The sequence below is a fragment of the Actinomadura monticuli genome (genome assembly GCF_041463655.1).
Taxonomy (GTDB): Bacteria; Actinomycetota; Actinomycetes; order Streptosporangiales; family Streptosporangiaceae; genus Spirillospora; species Spirillospora monticuli.
This window is the reverse complement of the sequence record NZ_JAXCEI010000003.1, coordinates 1-19,378: the sequence shown is the minus strand read 5'-3', so window position 1 is coordinate 19,378 and position 19,378 is coordinate 1. Positions and strand designations below refer to the sequence as shown.

Here is a 19,378-nt window from a genome sequence, read left to right as displayed (position 1 = left end):
ACGCCGATTACCGCGACGACACACCAGCGGGCGTGTCGATGGCGTCACCGCAAAGGAGATTGGAACGTCCCTTGGCGTGCGGAAGACCCGGGACGGCGCCGGACAGGACGGGGCCGGTCAGCGGACGGCGGCGGCGCGCTGAGCGCGGATCCCGTGCCTGACGATGCCCTCGTCCAGCCACCGGTCGAGGTGCCGCCACGTCGTCGCCCTGGCCTCGCGCCCGGTCAGCACGTCCAGGTGGCCGCCGGACACGACCTCGAACCGCACCTGCGGCGCCCCGCGCAGCAGGCCGACGAGCGGCCGGACGGCCCGGACGGGCGCGAACGCGTCGCCGCGGCCCGCGACGGCCAGCACCGGCACGCCGACCCGGCCGAGATCGACGGTGCGCCCGCCGATCAGCGCGCCGCCCCGCAGCAGCGCGCCGCCGCCCGAAAGGGACCGGTAAATCCGCCGGGCGAGCTGCCCGGGATGGGCGATCATCATGGTCCGGAAATGATCCATCGCCTCGAGCTGGGCGAGGAAGTCGGCATTATCGAGATGGGTCAGCATTCGGTAAGGGCGGAGCACGTATTCGTCCATGCCGGCGGGCCACGGGACCCGGCGGGCGGGCGCCGCCGGGCGCCGTGCCGCGCCCGCGTCCACCGGCGCCGCGATCGCCGCGACCGACGCGATCGGCAGGCCCGGGTCGGCGGCGGCGGCCAGCAGGGCGAGGATCCCGCCGAGGCACCAGCCGACGAGCTGCACGGGTTGCCCGCCCGCGTCCCGGCTGACCGCCCGGATCGCGCCCGGCAGCACGTCCCCGACCCACCGCTGGACGCCCAGGTCGGCGTCGTCGCAGCGGGCCGTCCCGTGATCGAGCAGGTAGCTGCGGCGGCCGGCGCGGACGACGTGCTCGGCGAGGCTGCACCCCCGGCGCAGGTCGTAGCAGCGCGCCGGCGCGTCCGGCGGCGGGACGAACAGCACCGGCGGCCCGGCCGGAACCAGCCCCTCCGGCGGGCGGTAGCGGCGCACCGCCCGGCCCGGCGTGTCGTCGATCGTCTCCGCCGGCATCGGGCGCAGATCGGCGACCTGACCGGACAGCGCCAGCCGGAGGACATTGGACGTGGCGTCTCGCAGACCTCGCGGGGAAAGGATCATTTCGTCATTGTCCATCCGCATTCGACGGGATCGGCAAGGGGCGCATTGACCAAAGGCGGTCTTCGCCGTCCAGGCCATTCATACACTGGTCACCGCCGCGCAGAAATCTCGGTCCTGTGAAGCCTGCGTGAATTCGGCTTGACAGCGCGGGCCGGACGTGGCCGCGTGAGAATCTCGCACCGGATGGCGACATCGCGCATAATGACGATCACAGTCCGTGGCGGCGGGCGGCGGCCCGGACCCCGTGCGGGCCGCCGGTCGCCGGGCCGGCCCCGCCCGCGCTCGCACCTCGCGGCCCGCGCGCCGGTTCGACGGCGGCATCCGGGGGGACGGGTGAGGGTGAACGCCGAAGGACGAGGCGGAGGTGCCGATGCCGGATCCCCACCTGACGGAGGTCGGCTGGGCGGGGTCCGCGCTGCGGCTCGCCGGCCGGTTCGACGCCGGCGGCACCGCCGCGGGGGTCGAGTTGCAGCTTCGCGAGCGCGGTGCGGGCGACCTGCTGCGCGTGCCCGCCGCCGCCGAGGCGCGCGACGGCGCGGTCACGTTCGAGGCCCGGGTCGACATCGCGTCCATCCTGGGCGGGGGCCCGCTCCCCGGCGGGCTCTGGGACGTCGGCCTGTCGATCGGCGCCGACGCCGGCCGGCTGGTGGTCCCGCTCGGCCACGGCCCGGCCCTCGACCTCGCGCCGCAGCGGCGGTTCCTGCCCGGCTCCCTGACGGTCATCGCCTACTTCGGCCCCGACGGCGCCCTCACGATCGACGTCGGCGGCCGCCCGCACCCCGCCGGGTCGACGCGCGCCGACGCGGCGAGGTGGTACACGGAACGCAAGGAGGTCGTCATCGCCGGGCACCTCGACCTGCGGGAGATCAGCATGCCGATCTCGGGGACGCTGCTGCTGTCCGAGCAGCGGACCGGCCGCACCTTCGAGGTCATCGCCATGCTGGAGGAGCGTCCCGGACGGCTCTGCTACACCGCCGCGATCCCGGTGACGCGCACGTTCATCGACGACCCGCTGCCGCGCGGCACCTGGGAGGCCTCCCTGTGCCTCGGCTTCTCCGGGATGCACCGCGAGGTGCGGCTGCTCGCCCCCGACACGCCGGTGGACGTGCGGGTGTGGCGCCGGCTGTGGCATACGCGGGTGCGCTCGTCGGCCGCGCCGGGCCCGCTGACGATCAGCGTCGGGAGCGCCTGAACGGCCCGTCCCACGGGAACGGCCGGGAGGCCGCCACCACCGCCGACAGCAGCACGACGACGAACGTCCCCCCGACGAGGTTGATCCCGGACGTCGCGAGCGCGGCGTCGAACGGGCCGCGCATCGTCAGCGGCAGGATCGTCAGGATGAAGACCGCGACCGCGCCGATGCACGCGAACGCCCGGACGGGACGCGCCGCCGTCGAGAGCAGCAGGTGCATCAGCGCGGTCGCCTGGATCGTGGCCGCCGTCGCGCACAGCGCGTAGCTGGTCGCGGCCGGGGCCGCGGCGGCGTGCCCGCCCGCGAACACCGGGACCTCGACGCCGAAAATCGTGCGCAGCGCCATCACCGCGCCGAACGCGAGCCCGCCGCCGACGAGCGACGCGGAGATCCCCGTCCACCACAGCGGACGCAGCGGCGGCCCGGACACCGCCTCGATCTCCTCGTGCAGCGCGACGAAGTCCTCGTATCGTCTGGGCGGCGCCTCGACCGGACGCCGGCGCGCCGTGGAGGGACACCGGAACGACCGTTCCCAGGGCCGTGGCGCGGGGCGGCCGACGTGCCTGCCGGGCAGGCCGCCGGGGTACCGCCCGGATGGCGAGTCGGGCATCTTCCCTCCCCCGGGTGCGAACGTAGGTGTGCTACCCGACCCCGATGGGGGAACTCGCCCAAGCCCCACAATTTGCAGATGTTTGGTCACGTGCCCAGGCATGGCGACGCCCCCCGGCCGGCGGCCGGGGGGCGTCGCCTCGTCCGGTCAGACCTGGCCGGCCTTCTCCAGCGCCGCGCAGCAGGTGCCGGTGATCAGCCGGGCCACCACGTACGGGTCGACGTTGGCGTTCGGGCGGCGGTCCTCGATGTAGCCCTTCTTCTCCACCTCGACCTGCCACGGGATCCGCACGGAGGCGCCGCGGTTCGACACGCCGTAGCTGAACTCGCTCCACGGGGCCGTCTCGTGCATGCCGGTCAGCCGCCGCTCGATGTCGGCGCCGTACCCGGCCACGTGCTCGTGCGCCTTCTCGGCGAGCGCCTCGCACGCCGTGATGATCGCGTCGTAGCCCTCGCGCATGGCCTTGGTCGAGAAGTTCGTGTGCGCGCCGGCGCCGTTCCAGTCGCCCTCGACCGGCTTCGGGTCGAGGGTCGCGGACACGTCGTAGTCCTCGGCGATGCGGTACAGCAGCCACCGGGCGACCCACATGTGGTCGCCGACCTCCAGCGGGCCCGCCGGGCCGATCTGGAACTCCCACTGGCCCGGCATGACCTCGGCGTTGATGCCGGAGAGCTTCAGGCCGGCGTCCAGGCAGGCGTCCATGTGCCGCTCGACGATCTCACGCCCGAACACCTCGTCGGCGCCCACGCCGCAGTAGTAGAAGCCCTGCGGGGCCGGAAAGCCGCGCTCGGGGAAGCCCAGCGGGCGGCCGTCCTTGAAGAACGTGTACTCCTGCTCGATGCCGTACCAGGAGTCCTGCGCCTCGTACTTCTCGGCGATCGGGCGCAGCAGGGCCCGCGTGTTGGTCTCGTGGGGCGTGCCGTCCACGAGGAAGACCTCGCACAGGACGAGCTTGTTGTCCCCGCCGCGGATCGGGTCGGGACAGGAGAAGACCGGCTTCAGCACGCAGTCCGAGCGGTCGCCGGGCGCCTGGTTCGTGCTGGACCCGTCGAAGCCCCACTCCGGCAGGTCGGCTCCGTCGGCGAGAATCCTCGTCTTCGACCGCAGCCGGGCGGTCGGCTCGGTGCCGTCGATCCAGATGTACTCGGCCTTGTAGCTCAACGTCGGTCCCTTCGTCTCTGCCTGGCCTCACGGGTTCGGCCCTACAGAACGTGCCAACCGGGCATTTCGCATCTGTTGCCCGTTTGTGAACGGCATGTAACACGCAACGTGACCTGCGGAGACGTATGTCACATCCCTCGATCCGCCCCCTCCCGGGGCCGGGACGCCGCCCGCGCGGACGGGGCATGACGCGCGAGCGGGCCATCCTGCACCTGACCCTCGGCCCGCTGGACCTGAACCTCCTCGGCCTGACGGTGCACCTGGACCGGGTGGTCCTGGACATCACGGCGATCTCCGGCCCGGGGAACCTCCTGGGCAACCTGCTGTGCGCCATCGCCGGCCTCCTCGACGGGCCCGGCGACCTCGGCGCGCTGCCCGCCCTCATCGCCCAGCTGAACGCACTTCTCGGCCTGGGCCGATAACCCGCTCCCGACACGATCCCTTCCCGTCCGGCCCCGTTCCCCGAGTTTCACGGGACGGGGCCGGGCGGCGGTTGCCGCAATGCCCCCCGATTGTTTACTCCGCCGGCACCGGCGGATTACGCCGCCCGTTCCAAGATGATCGGGGAATACCGTCCGGCACGCGCCGTGACGGGTCCTTACCCAGAAAACAGAACGGGGGAAAAGGGATGAGGCGTATTTTTGCGGCCTCGCTCGGCACGGTGGTCGCGCTGGCGGGGCTCGCGTCCGTCGCGCCGGCGAGCCAGGCCGCCGGCGGGAAGGGCAGAACGCACGTCGTCCGGCCCGGTCATTCGATCCAGGCCGCCGTCGACCGCGCCAGGCCCGGCGACACCATCCGGCTCAAGGCGGGCTACTACGAGGGGGGCGTCCTCGTCCGCAAGCGCCTCACCATCCGGGGCGAGGGCAACAAGACCATCATCCGCCCGGGCCGCCACGACCACTGCGCGAAGGCCAAGGCGCCCGGCATGGGCATCTGCGTGATCGGCCGGTCGAGGCACCCGGTCAAGGGCGTGACGATCCGCAACCTGACCGTCCACGGCTTCGAGGCCAACGGCGTGCACGGCATGTACACCGACCGCCTCACCGTCATGGCCGTCCTGGCCAAGAAGAACGGCGAGTACGGGATCGCGGAGTTCCGCTCCACCCGGGGCAACTTCGCCTGGAACTGGGCCATCGACAACGACGAGGACGCCGGACTGTACGTCGGCGACATCGCCGACGCGCACGGCACCGAGGTCGCCCGGAACCGCTCGTCCGGCAACACGCTCGGCGTCCTCGTCCGGCACGCCCACCACGTCAAGGTCTACGGCAACGAGATCACCGGCAACTGCGTCGGCGTCGCCCTGGTCGACGACGGCCAGAAGGGCGGGCAGGGCCACAACAAGGTCTACAAGAACAAGATCTACAAGAACAACCGGAACTGCGCCGCGCACGGCCCCGTGCCCGCGCTCGGCGGCACCGGGATCCTGTTCTTCGGCGGGGAGCACAACACGGTCACGAAGAACACCGTGAAGGACAACCGTGGCAGGCTGCCCTACTCCGGCGGCATCGTCCTCTTCCCGGGCGTCGCCCCGGAACACGGCCACGCCCGTCCCGCGCGCCACAACCTGATCAAGGGCAACGTCGCCCTCGGCAACGCGCCGTACGACCTGGTCGACAGGAGCGGCAGCAAGACCAACCGCTTCCGCCACAACAAGTGCCGGACCTCGCAGCCGCGCCACCTCTGCTGACGGTCGCGAACCCCCTGATCCACGAGGACCAGGGGGTTCACCCCCTCCACCCGATGAGTTCGGCGAACGAGCGTGGTCTGCACACGTATGGAGCACAAGACGAAAGCACTGCCGCCCGTGGTCGACGCCGAGACCTGGCGCCGCCGCCTCGACGAGTTGCGCGTCCGCGAGAAGGCGGCGACCCGGGAACTCGACGCGATCGCCGCGCAGCGCCGCCGACTACCGATGGTCGAGATGCCCGAATACACCCTGGAAGGCGAGGAAGGCCCGGTCAGCCTGGCCGACGTCTTCGACGGCAAGTCGCAGCTGATCGTCTACAACCACATGTGGTTCCCCGGCGAGGAGTGGCAGTGCCCGGGCTGCACGGGTTTCACCTCGCAGTTCACGCGGCTGGAGTTCCTGGACGCCTACGACGCCAGGTTCGTCGTCGTCACCCAGGGCCCGCTCGACGAGGCCCTCGCCAACAAACACCGCGTCGGCAACAAGATGACCTGGTACTCCACCGCGAACAGCCCGTTCGGCACCGACGTGGACGCCCCGCCAGGCGGCGGCTTCGCCGTCAACGTCTTCCTCCGCGACGGCGACACCGTCTACCGCACCTGGCACACCAGCGGCCGGGGCACCGAGCAGCTCACCCACACCTTCGCCCTGATCGACACACTCCCCTACGGCCGCCAGGAAGAGTGGCAGGACTCCCCCGATAACTGGCCGCAGTCCCCCACCTACACCCGCTGGCCGAGCCCCGAAACCATAGCCGCCCTCTACGGCCCGCCCAAGTAGGCCACCAAGACCCTGTTCCCACGCCCGGGAACAGGGTCTCTTCACGAACGGGCGCGGTCGCTTCCGTCCGACTCCTCGCCCGCAAGGAGCCGTGATCACCCGGACATCCCCCTGACCTGCGCCGAAGCACTCCCCTCACAAGATCAAAGGCCATGATCCGCGGGGGCGGATCATGGCCTTGACGTGGGTGGGCGCGGACGGTTTCGAACCGCCGACTCCTCGCTTGTAAGGCGAGTACTGCCTCTACAGCCACTGACCTGGGAAAACACCCTCTCCAGGTTCTCTTGGGCCCCTCTAGGATGGCACAAGCGACGTCTTATTCATAGGGAACCTGGAGAACGAATGCAATCCGCGGGGAAGGTCGTTCCCCGCCAATCCCGGAGAGCCAAAAGGCGACATCTATCATCCAGGTGATGGGCGGAGTCAGGGCTTATGACTTCGTCGGACAGCGCGAAACTGCGATCTCAGGTACGTCGGACCTGTGCCAGCGGTAGGACGCGACCTGGAGCCCCCCCGGGTGCTCACCGCAGGAGCACCTCTGCTGGCGTACATCCGGGAGATCAGGATCTCCCCCGCGACGCGACCGTAAAGCGTGTTCTCGCCCGACAGAATCGACATCATCTGGCGGTGAGCCGGACGCCCTCATCCGTAGGATCTTGCACGTCCTGCACTCTCGGCTGCCGTTCCTGCCGAAGTAGATGTTCTCGGACGTGTACTTGTGGCCCTGGGGGCAGTGGGTCTTCCTCGCGTTGAGGGCGGAGAGGCTGTTGCCCCGCAGGTTGTTGATGCGGTTCGGGACGGGGTCGAGATGGTCGGGCCGGACGCAAAGCGTCGTCCTGCACAGGTGGTCGAGCGTGAGGCCCTCGGGGGATCTCCGCCACCATGTGCTCGTATGCCCAGCGGTGGACGAGGACGGTGCGGCCCTTGTTCAGCCCGAAGCGTCCGTACTTCCCGCAGACGGCACCCGTCCAGAGCCAGCAGCCCTCGGATGACTCGATGACCTTCGCCCAGAAGCGGGTGGCCCGGTCGGTAAGCTTCGCCATGTCGCTGCTCCCAGTAAGCAGTGGCCGTGCCCGGGGTGTTCGCGCACCGCCGGGCCTTTCACTGCTTCGGAGCTGTGGGAGCGGACACTACAGCATGCCCGACCGCATCGACGTCATCTGGCGGTGACGTTCCCCAAGGAGCTGGGGAAAACCAGGTGCGATCACCTGGGGACGATCTCTAGCGTCGTCCGCGTGACGATCGACCGTGACCAGCTTCTGGAGTCGGCGAAGAAGCACGCCACCAAGACACTCCAGGCATACACCGATGACGACCACGAGGCCGCGCTGACCGAAGCTGCCGTGAGCCTGGAGCAACTGAGCAAGGCGGTCCTGTGCGATCTGCATCCTGCCTTGCTGATCGAGTTGAGGAACGGCCAGCTCGACTCGCTGCTGCACCTCGTCGGCCACGGCGACAAGGCCAAGAAGCCTGCCAAGGACCTCCGGACCATCAGCGGGGCCCTAGCGATCACGCGCATCAAGGAGATCCTGCCGCACATCAAGGTGCCGCAGGAGCGCATCAACCAGCTCATCGCCCTGCGGAACGGTGCGCTGCACGCGGGCGTGTTCGAGGGCGGGGAGACCCAGGTCATCCTCGCGGCGTTCGTCCGGCTGAGCGACCGGCTCTTCGAGGAACTCCAGGTCGATCGCGCAGACCGGTGGGGTGGCAACAGCCAGCTCGCCGAGGCACTGGTGTCCGAGACGCTCAGCGACGTTGAGAAGAGCGTCCGGGCACGGATGACGAAGGCCCTGCGCACCTACGAGGAGTGGGTCGCCAAGACACCCCGGGAGCTGCGCTCGGCTTGGATGGAGACCCTCCAGGTAACGGCCTACAACTCGTTCGTGCGCTCTCAGCCCCCGCCTTCAGACATCGCCGATATGACGTGTCCGGTCTGTTCACATGAGCGGGCCACCTGCATCGGCGATGTGCGGTTGGCCACCGTGTTTGACGGCGACGGGAGCTATCAGATGTGGATCCTGGTAGCGCACTCGTTCATCTGCGGAGTATGCGACCTGCGCCTGCGTGATCTCGACGAACTCCACGCCGCCGGAGTTCCGGAAGTCGTCGAGCTGCCTGACTACGAGCCGGATCCGAGCGAGTACATGGACGAGGGTCCTTGGACGGTCGACTAGCCCAGCTTGGCCAGATCCCTCTTCACGCGCACCCCGAGGGCCCGCTGGGACGCCGACAGCTTGGGCATCTTGCTGAGCTGCTTGCGGATCCAGCGGGCCTTCAGCACGTAGTAGAGGGTCTCCCGGTCCCTCACGGGGACGAGGCGTCCACCGAGGACCCGCAGGGGCTCGTCCCTGTACTCCTGGAGGACCTCGCTGGCCCGCTCCAGACCCGGACGCCGCCGGGGAAAGTCAGGATCACGCTCATCTTGCTCACTTTCTTCATCGTCGGGGCGGGGAGCAAAGTCATAGTGAGTCAGTCTGCGTACGGCGCACTCATATGACTTCGGTGTGATTCTGTGATGACTACGGTCCGGGGGCTGGCGGTCACCGGGGCGGGGGCTCTATCGGGGTGGAGAGGTCGGCAGGTGTTTCACCGCCCAGGGCAGCGAAATGTCGGTGTCCGAACCGTCGATGCGCACCAGGCACACGGCCCGCGTGCCGTAGTCGTAGTACCGCACCTCGAAGTGGTCGATGCCGACGCCGATCTTCTCCTCCACGTCGGGGTGCGAGGCGATCAGCGCCTCGATGAACTCGACGTCATCGGGGCCGGCGATCCGCTCACTTCCGGCCGGGACCGCGTTCGGGTCCCCTGGATACTTGGCCAGGATCTCCCTGCACTTGGCCTGGACGGCACTCTTGCTCGGGTACTCAGTGGCACCCACCCACACCTTCGCCATGGTCATCTCCTTCAGGTGGTCGCGTAGCGGCGGTCAGGTCCTCCGACGAGGACGAGGGTCGAGCCGCCCAGCAGTCGGGAGGCCAGGTGGTCCCCGAAGGTCTCGATGAGGTTCTCCTTCGGGAAGACGTTCGTGGTGATGATCGTCGGCAGCAGGGCGTTCAAACGCCGGTCGAGCACCCGGGCGTAGGACTCCACGTCCATGTCGGTGGTCTTGCTGCGGGCCAAGTCGTCCAGGATGAGCACCTTGGCCTTGGCCGCCTTGTCGTACGCGCCCTGCCGGTCGGCGTCCTTGCCATAGTCCTTCATGCGGGCCAGCAGGTCGCTGGCCGAGGTGAACAGCAGCGGGCTGGGGGCGTGCCGGTCTTCCCAGAGCGCGGTCAGGTAGCGGGCAACCGCGCACGAGCCGTGGGTCTTGCCGGTGCCGGGCGGGCCCATCAGGACGAGGTTGCTGGCGTCGGCTCCCGCCACAATGCCGTCCGCCCAGGCCCTGGCCTTCGCGGGCATCTCGTGGGCTTTCCGGTAGCGCGGCGGTACCCAGTTGCTGGAGACGTCCAGCACCTTGGCCCACTGGTAGGCGTCGGCCTTCTCCCCCTCCCGAGGGCGGCCCCGGGCGTAGTCGGCGTACAGGTCCTCGGGGGCCACCCGGACCAACTCGGGCGGCGGCGCGGTCGTGAGATCCATCGTGTGCTCCTTAGAGGTACTCGGCGAGTTGCTGCTCGCTCATCTGACTGATGGCAGCGTCGAAGTTGTCGCGGCTGGCCTGGTGGCGGATGCCCAGGCCCCTCTCAGGCGGCCCCGAGACGGCCACCGAGCGCTTGGCGCGACCCTCTTGGAGGGCTTCCAGGCCGAAGGCGCGGAAGGAGCCTGCGGACGTCCTGACGGTCACCCTGGGGTTGCCGATCCAGGCGTCCACAGCGAACATCAACTCCTCGGCCGTGGTGCCGTCCTCCTTCGCCGTCTCGGTGAAGACGGGCATGAGCTTCCTGCGGGTGGTGGCGTAGGCCGCCACCTTGTTCTCGAAGTGGTCGCAGTAGCTCGCCCAGCCGATGAGGGCGACCTCCTCGGGCTTGAGCGTCTCGCCCCGCTTGTGCTTGTCCAGGGCGGCCAGGATGAGCGGCTTGTCGGTCTCCAGGGTGTGCGTCTTGCGCTTGCGTTCGGGTCCCTCGTCCAGGACAGAGGCGTCCCCCTTGCGCCCCTGGCTCCTGGACGATCCCCCGCACGACTCCCCCGCGCTCGCGGACGCGCCGCCGCCCGCCGCCGCAGGCGGCTGACCGTCTTCGTGACCGTCTTGGTCCACCGTCTTATGGAGGGCCCTGGAAACCAGGGCCGGTGAACCAGCGCTGGTTTTCAGTGACGGGTTACCAGCGCTGGTTTCCAGTCGCGGTGATTCGATGTCTTCGATGGTGAGAGCCGGGTAGTGGAAGCTCCAGCGCGACACGAAACGTCCCCGTACGCGGTTCCGTTCCTGCCGCGCGTAGCCGCACTTTTCGAGCAGCTTCAGGGCCTCTCGCGCCGCGTCCCGACCGATGGGAAGCGCCTTGGTGAGGTAGTCGGCCGACACCTCCCAGTCCTTCGGCTTGGACAGCACGTGCTTCAGAACGCCGATCGCGTTCATGCTGAGCCGCTTGTCGGTGTCGATGTCGTTGGGGATCCGGGTGAAGCGACGGGCGGGTGGCATGAAGAAGATTGTCTGCGCCACGCCTCACTCCCCCCTGGCCGCGTAGAGTGGCATCCGATTTACCTTTCGCGATCCCGTCCCCTCAGCGGGGGGCGGGATTCTTAAATCTCGGCAGAGTCACTTCTTCACGGGGCCGCGGCGCAGCTCGCTCGCCTCGTCGATGGTCGGCCAGCGGAACGTCCACTCGTGGTGGAGCTGCCCCTTCCGGTTGGCGACCCGGAACTCGGCCAGACCGCAGGCGCGCAGCTCCTTCAGGGCCTTCTCGGCGGCGTACCGGGTGATTTGCAGCCACTTGCCGGCGGTCTTGCTGTTGATGCCGACCGTGCGCGCGTCGCGGTTGTTCATCGCGTAGATGAGAAGCAGCCTCGCGGTGGGGCTGAGGTGGGCGTGGAAGACGTCGTAGCAGATGGCGATGGTGTCGATCTCGACTGCGTTGTTCGTCATGAATTCAGAGTGCCTGGAGATCCCTGCTCTTAGCAAATGGCTCTACATAAGCAAAGTGGGGAATAGCTGAGACCGTTACCGGATCGTCACAAAGAACTTTTCCCATTCCCCAGCGACCTACCGAAGAAATTGTCGCCCCCGCCACGACGAGCTGGGGATCGCCAAGTCCACCGTGCACGAGGCATACAAGAGGGTGCTGGAGAGGACCATCGAGGAACCTGCCGCCGACGCCCGCAAGCGGAAGCTGGAGGACCTGGACTTCGCCCAGAGGCAGATCCTGGACGTCCTGGAGCGGCAGCACATCACCGTCTCCCACGGCCGCGTGGTGCGCCGCCTGGTGGGCTACGAGACCGAGGACGACGGCTCCTACAGCCTGGCCCCTGACGGCAAGCGCATCGGCATCTACGAGGACGTGCTCGACGACGGCCCCATCCTCCAGTCCGTCGACCGGCTGGTGAAGCTCAGCGAGTCCCGCCGCAAGCTGCTGGGGCTGGACGCGGCCACCAAGATGGAGGTGTCCGGGGACGTCACCTATACAGTCGTGGGCCTCTCCGATGACGACCACTGACAGCAGCAGGTCGCCGCGTGCAACCCGGCTCAGCGCACGCACTGGCTCAGCCAGCGGGCCAACGCCGGGGGCATGCGCCGCCTGGTGTCCCGGCACGCCGACAACCCCGCTACGTCAACAGCGACGGCACCTACACCGCCGAGGGCGAGAAGTATCTGGGCAGGCTCGACAACCTCACCGGCGTGCGGAAGCTGCGGCTGCGCGACGGGATCTGGGCGGCGGTCGAGGGGATCATCTTCGAGAACTTCGACGAGGCCGTCCACGTCGTGGACCGCTTCCCCGTCCCCGAGGGCTGGACACGCTACTGGACGGTGGACTTCGGGTACGTCCACGCCTTCGTCCTCCAGTGCTGGGCGCAGGACGGCGACGGCCGCCTGTACCTGTACAGGGAGATCTACCGCACCGGCCGTCGCCTGGAGGACCACGCCCGGCAGATCCTGGAGCTGGTCACCGACCCCCGTCCCCCTGGTCGACCAGATCGAGTGCGAGAGTCTGCTGGATGCCGTCACCCACGGCCGCCGCCTGTTAATTGAGCCCGTCCCGTGGTCCGGTACCGTTCTCGGGAACGTCCTCCTCCGTCGTCCCGTCCTCGTACTTCCTGCCGTCCTTCAGCTCGTCTTCGGGGAGCTGACGTCCTCTCGCCGGGAAGGACGGTCGAGTACAGCCGGATGCGGGCACACCGGTGAGCATGCGCCCGGTGAACGGTGCCCGGCGCAGATGCGTCTGACCGGTCATGGGAGAGCTAGCGCCGGACAGTGCATCGAGTGATCCCGATCGCAGGACGGTGACGGACGGGACGTGGCGTGGCCACGTGGTACGAGCCGGCCTCTGGGTCGCCGGGATCGGGATGGCGGTGTCGGTGGTATGGGGGCTGGGACCGGGGGAGCCCAACCTCAGTCGCCTGTCCCGAGCAGCTCGGCGAAGAACCGACGAAGCATGTCTGTGGCACCGTCTTGTAGTAGCTCGTGCCCACCGAACCTATACACCTCATAGCCCTTGAGCCGCAGCGCTCGATCTTCGGCGACCATCTTTGAATAGAGGCGCGGGGAAGCGATGGCCCCTTCGGCATAGTGGTGCTGGCCGTCCACTTCCAAGACGATGCGCTTTCCGTGTTGGCGCAACAGCAAGAAGTCCATGCGTTCACGTCCGAGAACGCTGTCTTTGCCACCACGCTGTTTGCGGGTTTTCGGGTCGTAATGCAAGTACACCTGCGGTATCAGCGCGGGGTACCTGGCCCCGGTGTCGTTGATGGGGTACAGCTCACAGTAGGCACGAAAGACCCTCCGCTCGGGTGTGAGCTTCTTAGGTTGCTTCGGATCGTTATGAAGCGAACGCCAGAGCCGCCTGTAGAGAGCATGACCGACTTTGATGTCAGGCACGTCCTGTGGGATGGATTCCTTTGCCCGCCACCAGGCGATCATATCTCCCCAGGTGAGGCCGGAGCTGCCAAGGGGCTGGTCGTACACGAGGCAGAACTGCTCGTTCTTCACTACCAGGACGTCGTTGTTGATAAAGTCTTCGAGCACGATCTCCGGCTTGGGTCCGACAGCGGCGAAGAACAGGTTTTTCATGACCCCAGGCACACCTCCGCCGATCGCGCGGGCGGCGAAGACCGGGGAACCGCTAATGCTGTCCACCGGAACGATCTCGTAGCCGTCGTGCACCAACATCTCGTTAAAGAAAGTCTGGAGCCGATCAACCTCGGCAAGGTCAGTGAGCACGGCCGGGTGCAACATCTCGACCAGAAACCGCAAGAGCGTTTCATCGCTATCGGTGTCGGTCAGGCCGAGCCGCTTATCGTGCCAGATCCAGTCGCCTTCCCAGTCCGCCGGATTGTGGATGCAGTGCTGCCAGATGTCCATGGCGGCCGTGGCGAACCGGGGGTCGTGGCTGGGCAGGTTGTCCAGGTCGTAGAGGCGATCGAGGAACTCGACCTCGTCGAGCGTCCCCCACCACTGTGTGTGCGCGAGACCCTCGCGAAGTCGGCGGCGAGTGACATCGGTAATGCGGCGCGTTTGATCTCGGTTCTTCCGAAGATGCGGGTGGTACTCGTCCAACTGGTCGAGGACCGGATCGAACAGGCCATGGATATAGCTCCTACGCGCGTCGTAACTGCCACTCATACCCTGCTGTTTCCAGAAGAACTTGAAGCTCTTGAAGTCACGGAAAGGCAGGTCCAGGGTTATACCAAGGCGCTTGAGCACCGCGCACAACGACCTGAGGAGAAGGGCAATCTCGACTTCGTCGAAGATCTCACCCCCGCCTGTGCCGAACGCTTCAAGCTCGCCCATGGCGAGCCGGATCAACTCGTACGCCGCGTCCAAGTCGGTCACGTCGTCCAACCGGTCATCGCGGAGACGACCGACCCGGTCGGTATTCAGGCACGTTCGGGTGGCCTCGAACGGGTCGCCGAAAATCTTTGCCTCAACGAGGAAGCGGTGCTTCGTCACGCCCCGATTATCCGTGACTCAGAGCGGATGAGGCCGCAGTCCAGCTCGTCCTGCATCGGCCTCCTCAGGGAGATGACCCGGTGAGATCCTTGATGCCATGCCCCTCGAAGACGATGCTGAGAACGACCTAGATCGGGTACTCGGCCAGACCCGTCACCTGCTCGGTGAGGGCGGGGACGAACTCGCTCAGCGGCTCGTGCTCCAGGCCAAGCTGCTCCTTCGCCGGGACGGCGGGTACTTCCACCCGATCCCGGACGACAACTGGACCGCCGCCTCATACGAGGCTGTCCTCGAAGTGCCGCCCCGGGCTGAGGGCGAGTACACGCAGGAGATGATCAGCCGGATCTGGGCCAAGCTGGAGACCGTGCTCAAGCGACACGACCGGCACGACGTCTTCGGTTTGGTCACAGAGCCGATGCTGGAGCCCCTTCCAGCGGTGGCCCCGGACTGGCGTAACAATGCTCCGGAGACGGCGGTACCTCCGACCAACCAAGCCCGGAGGGAACGGGCGGACGGCGGATATCCCAGGCGGGACGGACTGACGTTCACCAGCCGAGCCGAGGTCGTCGTCTACGAGCTGCTCGCGGGCATTCAGCGGGAGTGTCCGCCGGAGAAGGCGTTGGCTATCTTGCCTCTTCCGGGTGCGAAGCTCAGAGACGCCGGCGTCCGCTCCCCGGACTTCGTCGTGATTGGGAACGGGCATGCTCTGGTCATCGAGGTGGACGGCCCCCACCACTACGGGACCACGCGGAAGGCCGATGACGCCGACCGCGACCGGCACTGGGACCGCTGCGGGGTCCGCACCATCCGGATCGGCACCCACCACGTGGACCATCCTGAAGCCCTTGACCGGCTCCTCCGAGAAGAGCTGCGCCGGTGGCTGTTCCAGCCCCGGTAGGCCCGAGAGGTCGGACGCCAAGACATCTACGGCGTGGGCTCAGGCTGTGGCCGACATGCCCAGCGAAAACGGGTGTCGGCGCGCAGGGCCGCATGCTTAGGCTCGTGGTGTGAGCTGGAGCGAAGAGACCGGGATGGTCAGCCGGGCATTCGATGACTGGAGACTGACCGACCGCGACATCAGGGCCTTCCTGACGCTGGCCGTGCAGTGGGCGGAGCGCAGCTATCAGGAGGAGTGGCAGAAGGCCGAAGCCACGCTCTCAGCAGTCTTCGATCCCGACGTGCACTACGGCGATGAGCACGTTGACATGTTCCACCGCAGTGTTGGCGGGCTTTGGCCGGACGACTTCGAGTGGATCATTCGTGGCACCGTCGTCAAAGAGGCGGTCACGGCCTTCGAGGTCTACCTAGACAAGGCCGCCCAGGAGGCCCTCGACCGGTACCGGTGGACCGATGATGCCGGACAGAAGCACCGAATGGTTCTCAGGAAGCTCCAGACATGGCAGACGCCGGGATGGGACGTCCTCGTCCGCTTTCACGCCGAGCTTGGGAACGAGATCCAGCCCGAACGGGTGAAGTTCATCCGAGACCTCCGTCATCTGTTGACCCACCAGCGCGGCGAACTCCGGACTGAGGAGCAGCGGGCGCGCTTTGCCGACGATCACGTGATCGCCTATGCCAAGGATTCGAGCAAGCACGCCGACATCTGGGACGAGGCGTCGGTGGGAGGCCAGGTTCAGCTCCGCCACGAACGTGTGATGGCCATCCTGCACGACCTTGGAGCCGTTGTACGTGCTGCCGACCCCGTGATCTGGTCGATCCGATGGGACAATGGCACGCTGCCGGACCCGGACATCCTCCGGTCCAGAAAGCTCATCCAGATGCTCCCGGCGTAGACCTCCACTCTTGGAGCCCGCTGTGGGCTCACCCAGTCAGGCGGCCTCGTCCTCGGACAGCTTGTAGTCGATGAGAGCCGCTTGCAGCCGGCCCATCTCCCAGGTGATGTCGATGACCGGGGGCATCATCTCGCCAAAGTTCCTGTCCCACCACGCCTGCATGCTCACCTGTTGCACCTCGGGGATGATCAGGAACTCGACGTCACCGACGAAAAACTCCAGGTCTCCGAGGACCCGCCACTCGCGCTCCCACTCGAACTCATAGCGGCCCCCGTCCCAGGCACCGGTCTTGTCGATGAACGGGGTGAGCTTCCAGAGAGGATCCTCCGGAACAACCCCGCCGTACATCGCCTGGCGGACCGTCTGGAAGACGGCCCCAGCCAAGTCCGAGTCGCGATGCGTGTACCACACGGGGCCGCCATTACGACAGCGGATGTAGGACTTGAAGAACCCCAACCCCCACTCGCCATGCCGGTCGACCAACCGGTCCAGCCGATCCAGGGGGATCTCGCTAAGGCAGACCGCATGCTGCGAGTCCCCGAGTCCAGCCACGTTCGTCGCTGCCCCGAACGCCTTCATCGCCTTGATCGCACGCTGCCGGAGGATCGCATTCATCGCGAGTTCGTCTGTCAGATGCACCAAGTACTCGGACATGTCCCGCCAGTCCGGATAACCCGCGTAACCGAGCACCTCAGCTCCTTCTTCAAACCGGTCGACCGACCGGACGACCCACTTCCCTCGCGCGTACGGAGGCGGCCATGGCAGGACCGCCAGTCACCCAACGAGAGCAGGAGCAGAAGCGTGCCATGCGCGCGGAGGGGATGAGCCGTAACGCTATCGCGCGGGAGATCAGCAGGAGCGCGGATACCGCCAGCAGACACACATGGGCCTGTCTCTCGACCGCGACGCCATCGCAGCCGCGATGCAGGCAGGCTCGATCGAGGCCAAGGCTCGCAGGACGGGGCCGCCCTTGGTGCAGATGATCAGATGCGGCACGTCGTAGACGGCGTACTCCACGTCCCGGGGCGACGGGTACGCCTCGTGCCGCGTGTGGGAGTGGTAGGTCCCCGCCAGCTCCTCGCCCCGGTCATACATGCCCTCCCATACCGAGAGCTGCTGGGCGGGCTCGAGGGCGTAGGCGGTCTCGGAGTCCAGCTCGTTCTCCATCGGAACGACGCGGGCCGGCAAGTCCTCCGGGCCGCACAGGATCCCGCACGCCTCAATGGGGTGCTCCTCCAGCGCGTGAGCGATCATCGCCTCCGCCAGCTCCTGAGAGATCCGCATGGCTCCAGTGTCCACTGGTTCAGGCCCGAGGCTGCTTGAAGAAGAGCCTGAAGGATGTTCGGTCGCCCAGCACGCCCGCCAGCTCCCAGCCCTGCCCTCCGAGGTGGTCGCAGACCTTCTGGACGGACACTTCCTCTAGCGAGCTGTACTCATACCCGACCGCCCGAGGCAGGCCCTGCCACTTACCTACAAAACACTCCAGCACCAGATAGTTCCACATGGCGGGCACCGTAGCGGTGCCCGCGCCTGCGCTCACCACGCTGGCCACCATCAGCCTGCCCGCTGGCACACCCGGCGGATGCCGGGCTGGACGCGCTTGACGGTGGCGTCCAGGCCCTCGCTCTGCGCAGCGGGCTCGGACAGGGCGATCTGGAACGAGTACGCCACCGTCAGAATGGCCTCGCTCGCCAGCGGCTCCAGCGACTGCATCTCCGCCCCCATGGCGAGGTCGGGGTTCTGGCCGCTGCGGACCGCCACGGCGTACCGCGTCAGGGCCTGCACCACGGCCCTCTCGCACGTCTCAGCGGGCGTCAGCGGCCTGGAGAGCGTCCAGGTACTGCTGGGCACCGGGGACGCCTGCGAGAGGCTCTGCGTCTCGCCCCCTCTGCGGGACGAGGCCACCAGCAGGGAGGAGGCTCCCAGCAGGCACAGCAGGACGAAGCCCGTGACGAGGGCCAGCAGGGGGCGACGGGTCTCGGGGGGTGAAGCGTGCATCACGTCGTCTCCGATCAACGCTGAGGCAGCAGGTCGGTCAGCCAGCTCGTGACGGTGACACCCGGGTCGTCCAGCTCCGCCAGGTCCATCACGTCGCCCTGGCGGATGATCTGGGCCGCCCTCGCCCGGGAGTAGTCGCGGGCGGGCCAGTGGCCGATCGCCATGAGCAGGTTGCGCAGGTGCGGCGGGGCGATCCGGCGCATTCCCGCCGGGACGGGCTCGGCCAGGGCCACGGCCTGGAAGATGCAGATGTGGACGGCGGCCACGGCCTGGTGGTCGTCGATCTGCTCGACGATCTCGCCGGGGTGCTCCCGAAAGGCGTGCGAGGAAAGGTTGGCCACCATTCGGCCGACGCCGCCGGAGTTGAGCAGCAGAAGCACCTCGGGCGCGTTGCCCTTGCCCAGCAGCTCCTTGCGGGCGATGTCGAACAGCAGGTCGGTGCGGTAGTCCAGCACCTTGTGGGTCAGCACTGCTCAGCCCTCCTCGGTGGCCAGCACGCGGGAGATGCGCTGGGCGGCCAGCTCGGGCACGGTCACCAGGGCGATCACCTGGCCCCACGACCAGACGTACTCCTCGCCGCTGACGCCGACGCTCTCGCTGAGCTGCCGGGCGGTGCGGTTGATGATCCGCAGCTCGGGCTGGCCGGTGCCCGACAGGCTCATCTGGGTCTTGAAGACGCCCGGGTCCAGCAGCCGGGCCAGGCCCGCCAGCCGCTCTTCCTGCCGCTCTGGGGTCGGGACGGGGATCTGTTCCTGGGTTTTCCTGGGAAGACTCATGACACCCGACCGTACCGAAGCCTGACGAGGCCTGCCATACCCTGATGCATCCTGATGCAGTCTAAGGGCATATGTGCAGGTCAGCTAGCCCCGTTTTCCGCACATGAGTGATCGTCAGCGGAGTTGTCGCGGGTCGATGTCCAGCAGGTCCAGGAGATGGAGTTGGACGGGTGTGGGCTGGGGGATGACCGGTGGGTCTTGGCCTT

At 67.7% G+C, this 19,378-nt stretch carries 24 protein-coding genes and 1 tRNA gene; 9 read left to right on the top strand and 16 right to left on the bottom strand.

Features of this window, described 5'->3' with window-relative positions:
- Positions 1-117 precede the first annotated feature (117 nt).
- On the bottom strand, positions 118-1,137 hold the full coding sequence (locus tag SM611_RS06655; protein WP_371948056.1) for a polyhydroxyalkanoate synthase family protein: 1,020 nt from the start codon (positions 1,135-1,137) through the stop codon (positions 118-120).
- A 370-nt stretch (positions 1,138-1,507) separates the two neighbouring features.
- Here SM611_RS06655 and SM611_RS06650 point away from each other — a divergent pair, with 370 nt between their 5' ends.
- Positions 1,508-2,329 (top strand): hypothetical protein, encoded by an 822-nt coding sequence (locus SM611_RS06650; protein ID WP_371948054.1) that lies wholly within the window; start codon positions 1,508-1,510, stop codon positions 2,327-2,329.
- Here the strand turns inward: SM611_RS06650 and SM611_RS06645 are convergent.
- Both SM611_RS06645 and glnII read right to left on the bottom strand, forming a co-directional pair.
- Complete coding sequence (locus tag SM611_RS06645; protein ID WP_371948053.1) at positions 2,310-2,939, bottom strand: hypothetical protein; 630 nt, start codon at positions 2,937-2,939, stop codon at positions 2,310-2,312. The genes SM611_RS06650 and SM611_RS06645 overlap by 20 nt on opposite strands.
- Before the next feature lie 147 nt (positions 2,940-3,086).
- On the bottom strand, positions 3,087-4,100 hold the full coding sequence (glnII, locus tag SM611_RS06640; protein WP_371948051.1) for a glutamine synthetase: 1,014 nt from the start codon (positions 4,098-4,100) through the stop codon (positions 3,087-3,089).
- A 185-nt stretch (positions 4,101-4,285) separates the two neighbouring features.
- Between glnII and SM611_RS06635 the strand changes: the two genes are divergently transcribed.
- The 3 genes from SM611_RS06635 to SM611_RS06625 all read left to right on the top strand — a co-directional run bounded on the left by SM611_RS06635 (position 4,286) and on the right by SM611_RS06625 (position 6,570).
- Entirely contained in the window at positions 4,286-4,522 is a 237-nt protein-coding gene (locus SM611_RS06635) for a hypothetical protein (protein ID WP_371948050.1), read from the top strand.
- Between the two features lie 206 nt (positions 4,523-4,728).
- Positions 4,729-5,790, top strand: a complete 1,062-nt coding sequence (locus SM611_RS06630; RefSeq protein ID WP_371948048.1) for a right-handed parallel beta-helix repeat-containing protein — start codon at positions 4,729-4,731, stop codon at positions 5,788-5,790.
- 87 nt (positions 5,791-5,877) lie between these two features.
- Positions 5,878-6,570: a DUF899 domain-containing protein gene (locus SM611_RS06625; protein ID WP_371948047.1), complete on the top strand. Its 693-nt coding sequence runs from the start codon at positions 5,878-5,880 to the stop codon at positions 6,568-6,570.
- Between the two features lie 188 nt (positions 6,571-6,758).
- Here the strand turns inward: SM611_RS06625 and SM611_RS06620 are convergent.
- Positions 6,759-6,823 (bottom strand) — tRNA-Val (locus SM611_RS06620).
- Positions 6,824-7,805: 982 nt separating this feature from the next.
- On the opposite strand from SM611_RS06620, the gene SM611_RS06615 reads away from it, so the two are divergent.
- Complete coding sequence (locus SM611_RS06615; protein WP_371948045.1) at positions 7,806-8,744, top strand: hypothetical protein; 939 nt, start codon at positions 7,806-7,808, stop codon at positions 8,742-8,744.
- Here SM611_RS06615 and SM611_RS06610 read toward each other — a convergent pair.
- The 5 genes from SM611_RS06610 to SM611_RS06590 form a co-directional block, all read right to left on the bottom strand.
- Positions 8,741-8,878 carry a hypothetical protein gene (locus SM611_RS06610; protein ID WP_371948044.1) on the bottom strand — a complete coding sequence of 46 codons (138 nt, stop codon included), beginning with the start codon at positions 8,876-8,878 and terminating at the stop codon, positions 8,741-8,743. The two genes, SM611_RS06615 and SM611_RS06610, sit on opposite strands and share 4 nt — an antisense overlap.
- Positions 8,879-9,127: 249 nt before the next feature.
- Positions 9,128-9,463: a DCL family protein gene (locus tag SM611_RS06605; protein WP_371948042.1), complete on the bottom strand. Its 336-nt coding sequence runs from the start codon at positions 9,461-9,463 to the stop codon at positions 9,128-9,130.
- An 11-nt stretch (positions 9,464-9,474) separates the two neighbouring features.
- Entirely contained in the window at positions 9,475-10,146 is a 672-nt protein-coding gene (locus SM611_RS06600) for an ATP-binding protein (RefSeq protein ID WP_371948041.1), read from the bottom strand.
- Positions 10,147-10,156: 10 nt separating this feature from the next.
- Positions 10,157-11,164, bottom strand: a complete 1,008-nt coding sequence (locus SM611_RS06595) for a helix-turn-helix domain-containing protein (protein ID WP_371948039.1) — start codon at positions 11,162-11,164, stop codon at positions 10,157-10,159.
- Positions 11,165-11,260: 96 nt separating this feature from the next.
- Positions 11,261-11,587 carry a hypothetical protein gene (locus SM611_RS06590; RefSeq protein WP_371948037.1) on the bottom strand — a complete coding sequence of 109 codons (327 nt, stop codon included), beginning with the start codon at positions 11,585-11,587 and terminating at the stop codon, positions 11,261-11,263.
- A 172-nt stretch (positions 11,588-11,759) separates the two neighbouring features.
- Between SM611_RS06590 and SM611_RS06585 the strand changes: the two genes are divergently transcribed.
- Entirely contained in the window at positions 11,760-12,155 is a 396-nt protein-coding gene (locus SM611_RS06585; protein WP_371948035.1) for a hypothetical protein, read from the top strand.
- 182 nt (positions 12,156-12,337) lie between these two features.
- Positions 12,338-12,688, top strand: coding sequence for a terminase large subunit domain-containing protein (locus SM611_RS06580; protein WP_371948034.1), 351 nt, complete (start codon positions 12,338-12,340; stop codon positions 12,686-12,688).
- Positions 12,689-13,048: 360 nt separating this feature from the next.
- Here the strand turns inward: SM611_RS06580 and SM611_RS06575 are convergent, their stop codons facing one another.
- Positions 13,049-14,605: an AbiJ-related protein gene (locus SM611_RS06575; protein WP_371948032.1), complete on the bottom strand. Its 1,557-nt coding sequence runs from the start codon at positions 14,603-14,605 to the stop codon at positions 13,049-13,051.
- A gap of 97 nt (positions 14,606-14,702) precedes the next feature.
- Here SM611_RS06575 and SM611_RS06570 point away from each other — a divergent pair, with 97 nt between their 5' ends.
- Positions 14,703-15,503 carry a putative endonuclease domain-containing protein gene (locus tag SM611_RS06570; protein WP_371948031.1) on the top strand — a complete coding sequence of 267 codons (801 nt, stop codon included), beginning with the start codon at positions 14,703-14,705 and terminating at the stop codon, positions 15,501-15,503.
- Positions 15,504-15,612: 109 nt separating this feature from the next.
- On the top strand, positions 15,613-16,398 hold the full coding sequence (locus SM611_RS06565) for a hypothetical protein (RefSeq protein WP_371948029.1): 786 nt from the start codon (positions 15,613-15,615) through the stop codon (positions 16,396-16,398).
- Positions 16,399-16,434: 36 nt separating this feature from the next.
- On the opposite strand, the gene SM611_RS06560 is transcribed toward SM611_RS06565, so the two are convergent.
- The 6 genes from SM611_RS06560 to SM611_RS06535 form a co-directional block, all read right to left on the bottom strand.
- The gene (locus SM611_RS06560) at positions 16,435-17,088 is read right to left on the bottom strand and encodes an abortive infection system antitoxin AbiGi family protein (RefSeq protein ID WP_371948027.1); all 654 of its coding nucleotides are present in this window, start codon (positions 17,086-17,088) and stop codon (positions 16,435-16,437) included.
- A gap of 159 nt (positions 17,089-17,247) precedes the next feature.
- On the bottom strand, positions 17,248-17,682 hold the full coding sequence (locus SM611_RS06555) for a M67 family metallopeptidase (protein ID WP_371948025.1): 435 nt from the start codon (positions 17,680-17,682) through the stop codon (positions 17,248-17,250).
- A gap of 19 nt (positions 17,683-17,701) precedes the next feature.
- A complete protein-coding gene (locus tag SM611_RS06550; RefSeq protein WP_371948023.1) occupies positions 17,702-17,902 on the bottom strand; it encodes a hypothetical protein in 201 nt (66 codons plus the stop codon).
- A 50-nt stretch (positions 17,903-17,952) separates the two neighbouring features.
- Positions 17,953-18,396, bottom strand: a complete 444-nt coding sequence (locus SM611_RS06545) for a hypothetical protein (protein ID WP_371948021.1) — start codon at positions 18,394-18,396, stop codon at positions 17,953-17,955.
- Positions 18,397-18,410: 14 nt separating this feature from the next.
- On the bottom strand, positions 18,411-18,866 hold the full coding sequence (locus SM611_RS06540) for a hypothetical protein (RefSeq protein ID WP_371948020.1): 456 nt from the start codon (positions 18,864-18,866) through the stop codon (positions 18,411-18,413).
- Positions 18,867-18,869: 3 nt separating this feature from the next.
- Complete coding sequence (locus SM611_RS06535; RefSeq protein WP_371948018.1) at positions 18,870-19,172, bottom strand: hypothetical protein; 303 nt, start codon at positions 19,170-19,172, stop codon at positions 18,870-18,872.
- Between the last annotated feature and the right edge of the window lie 206 nt (positions 19,173-19,378).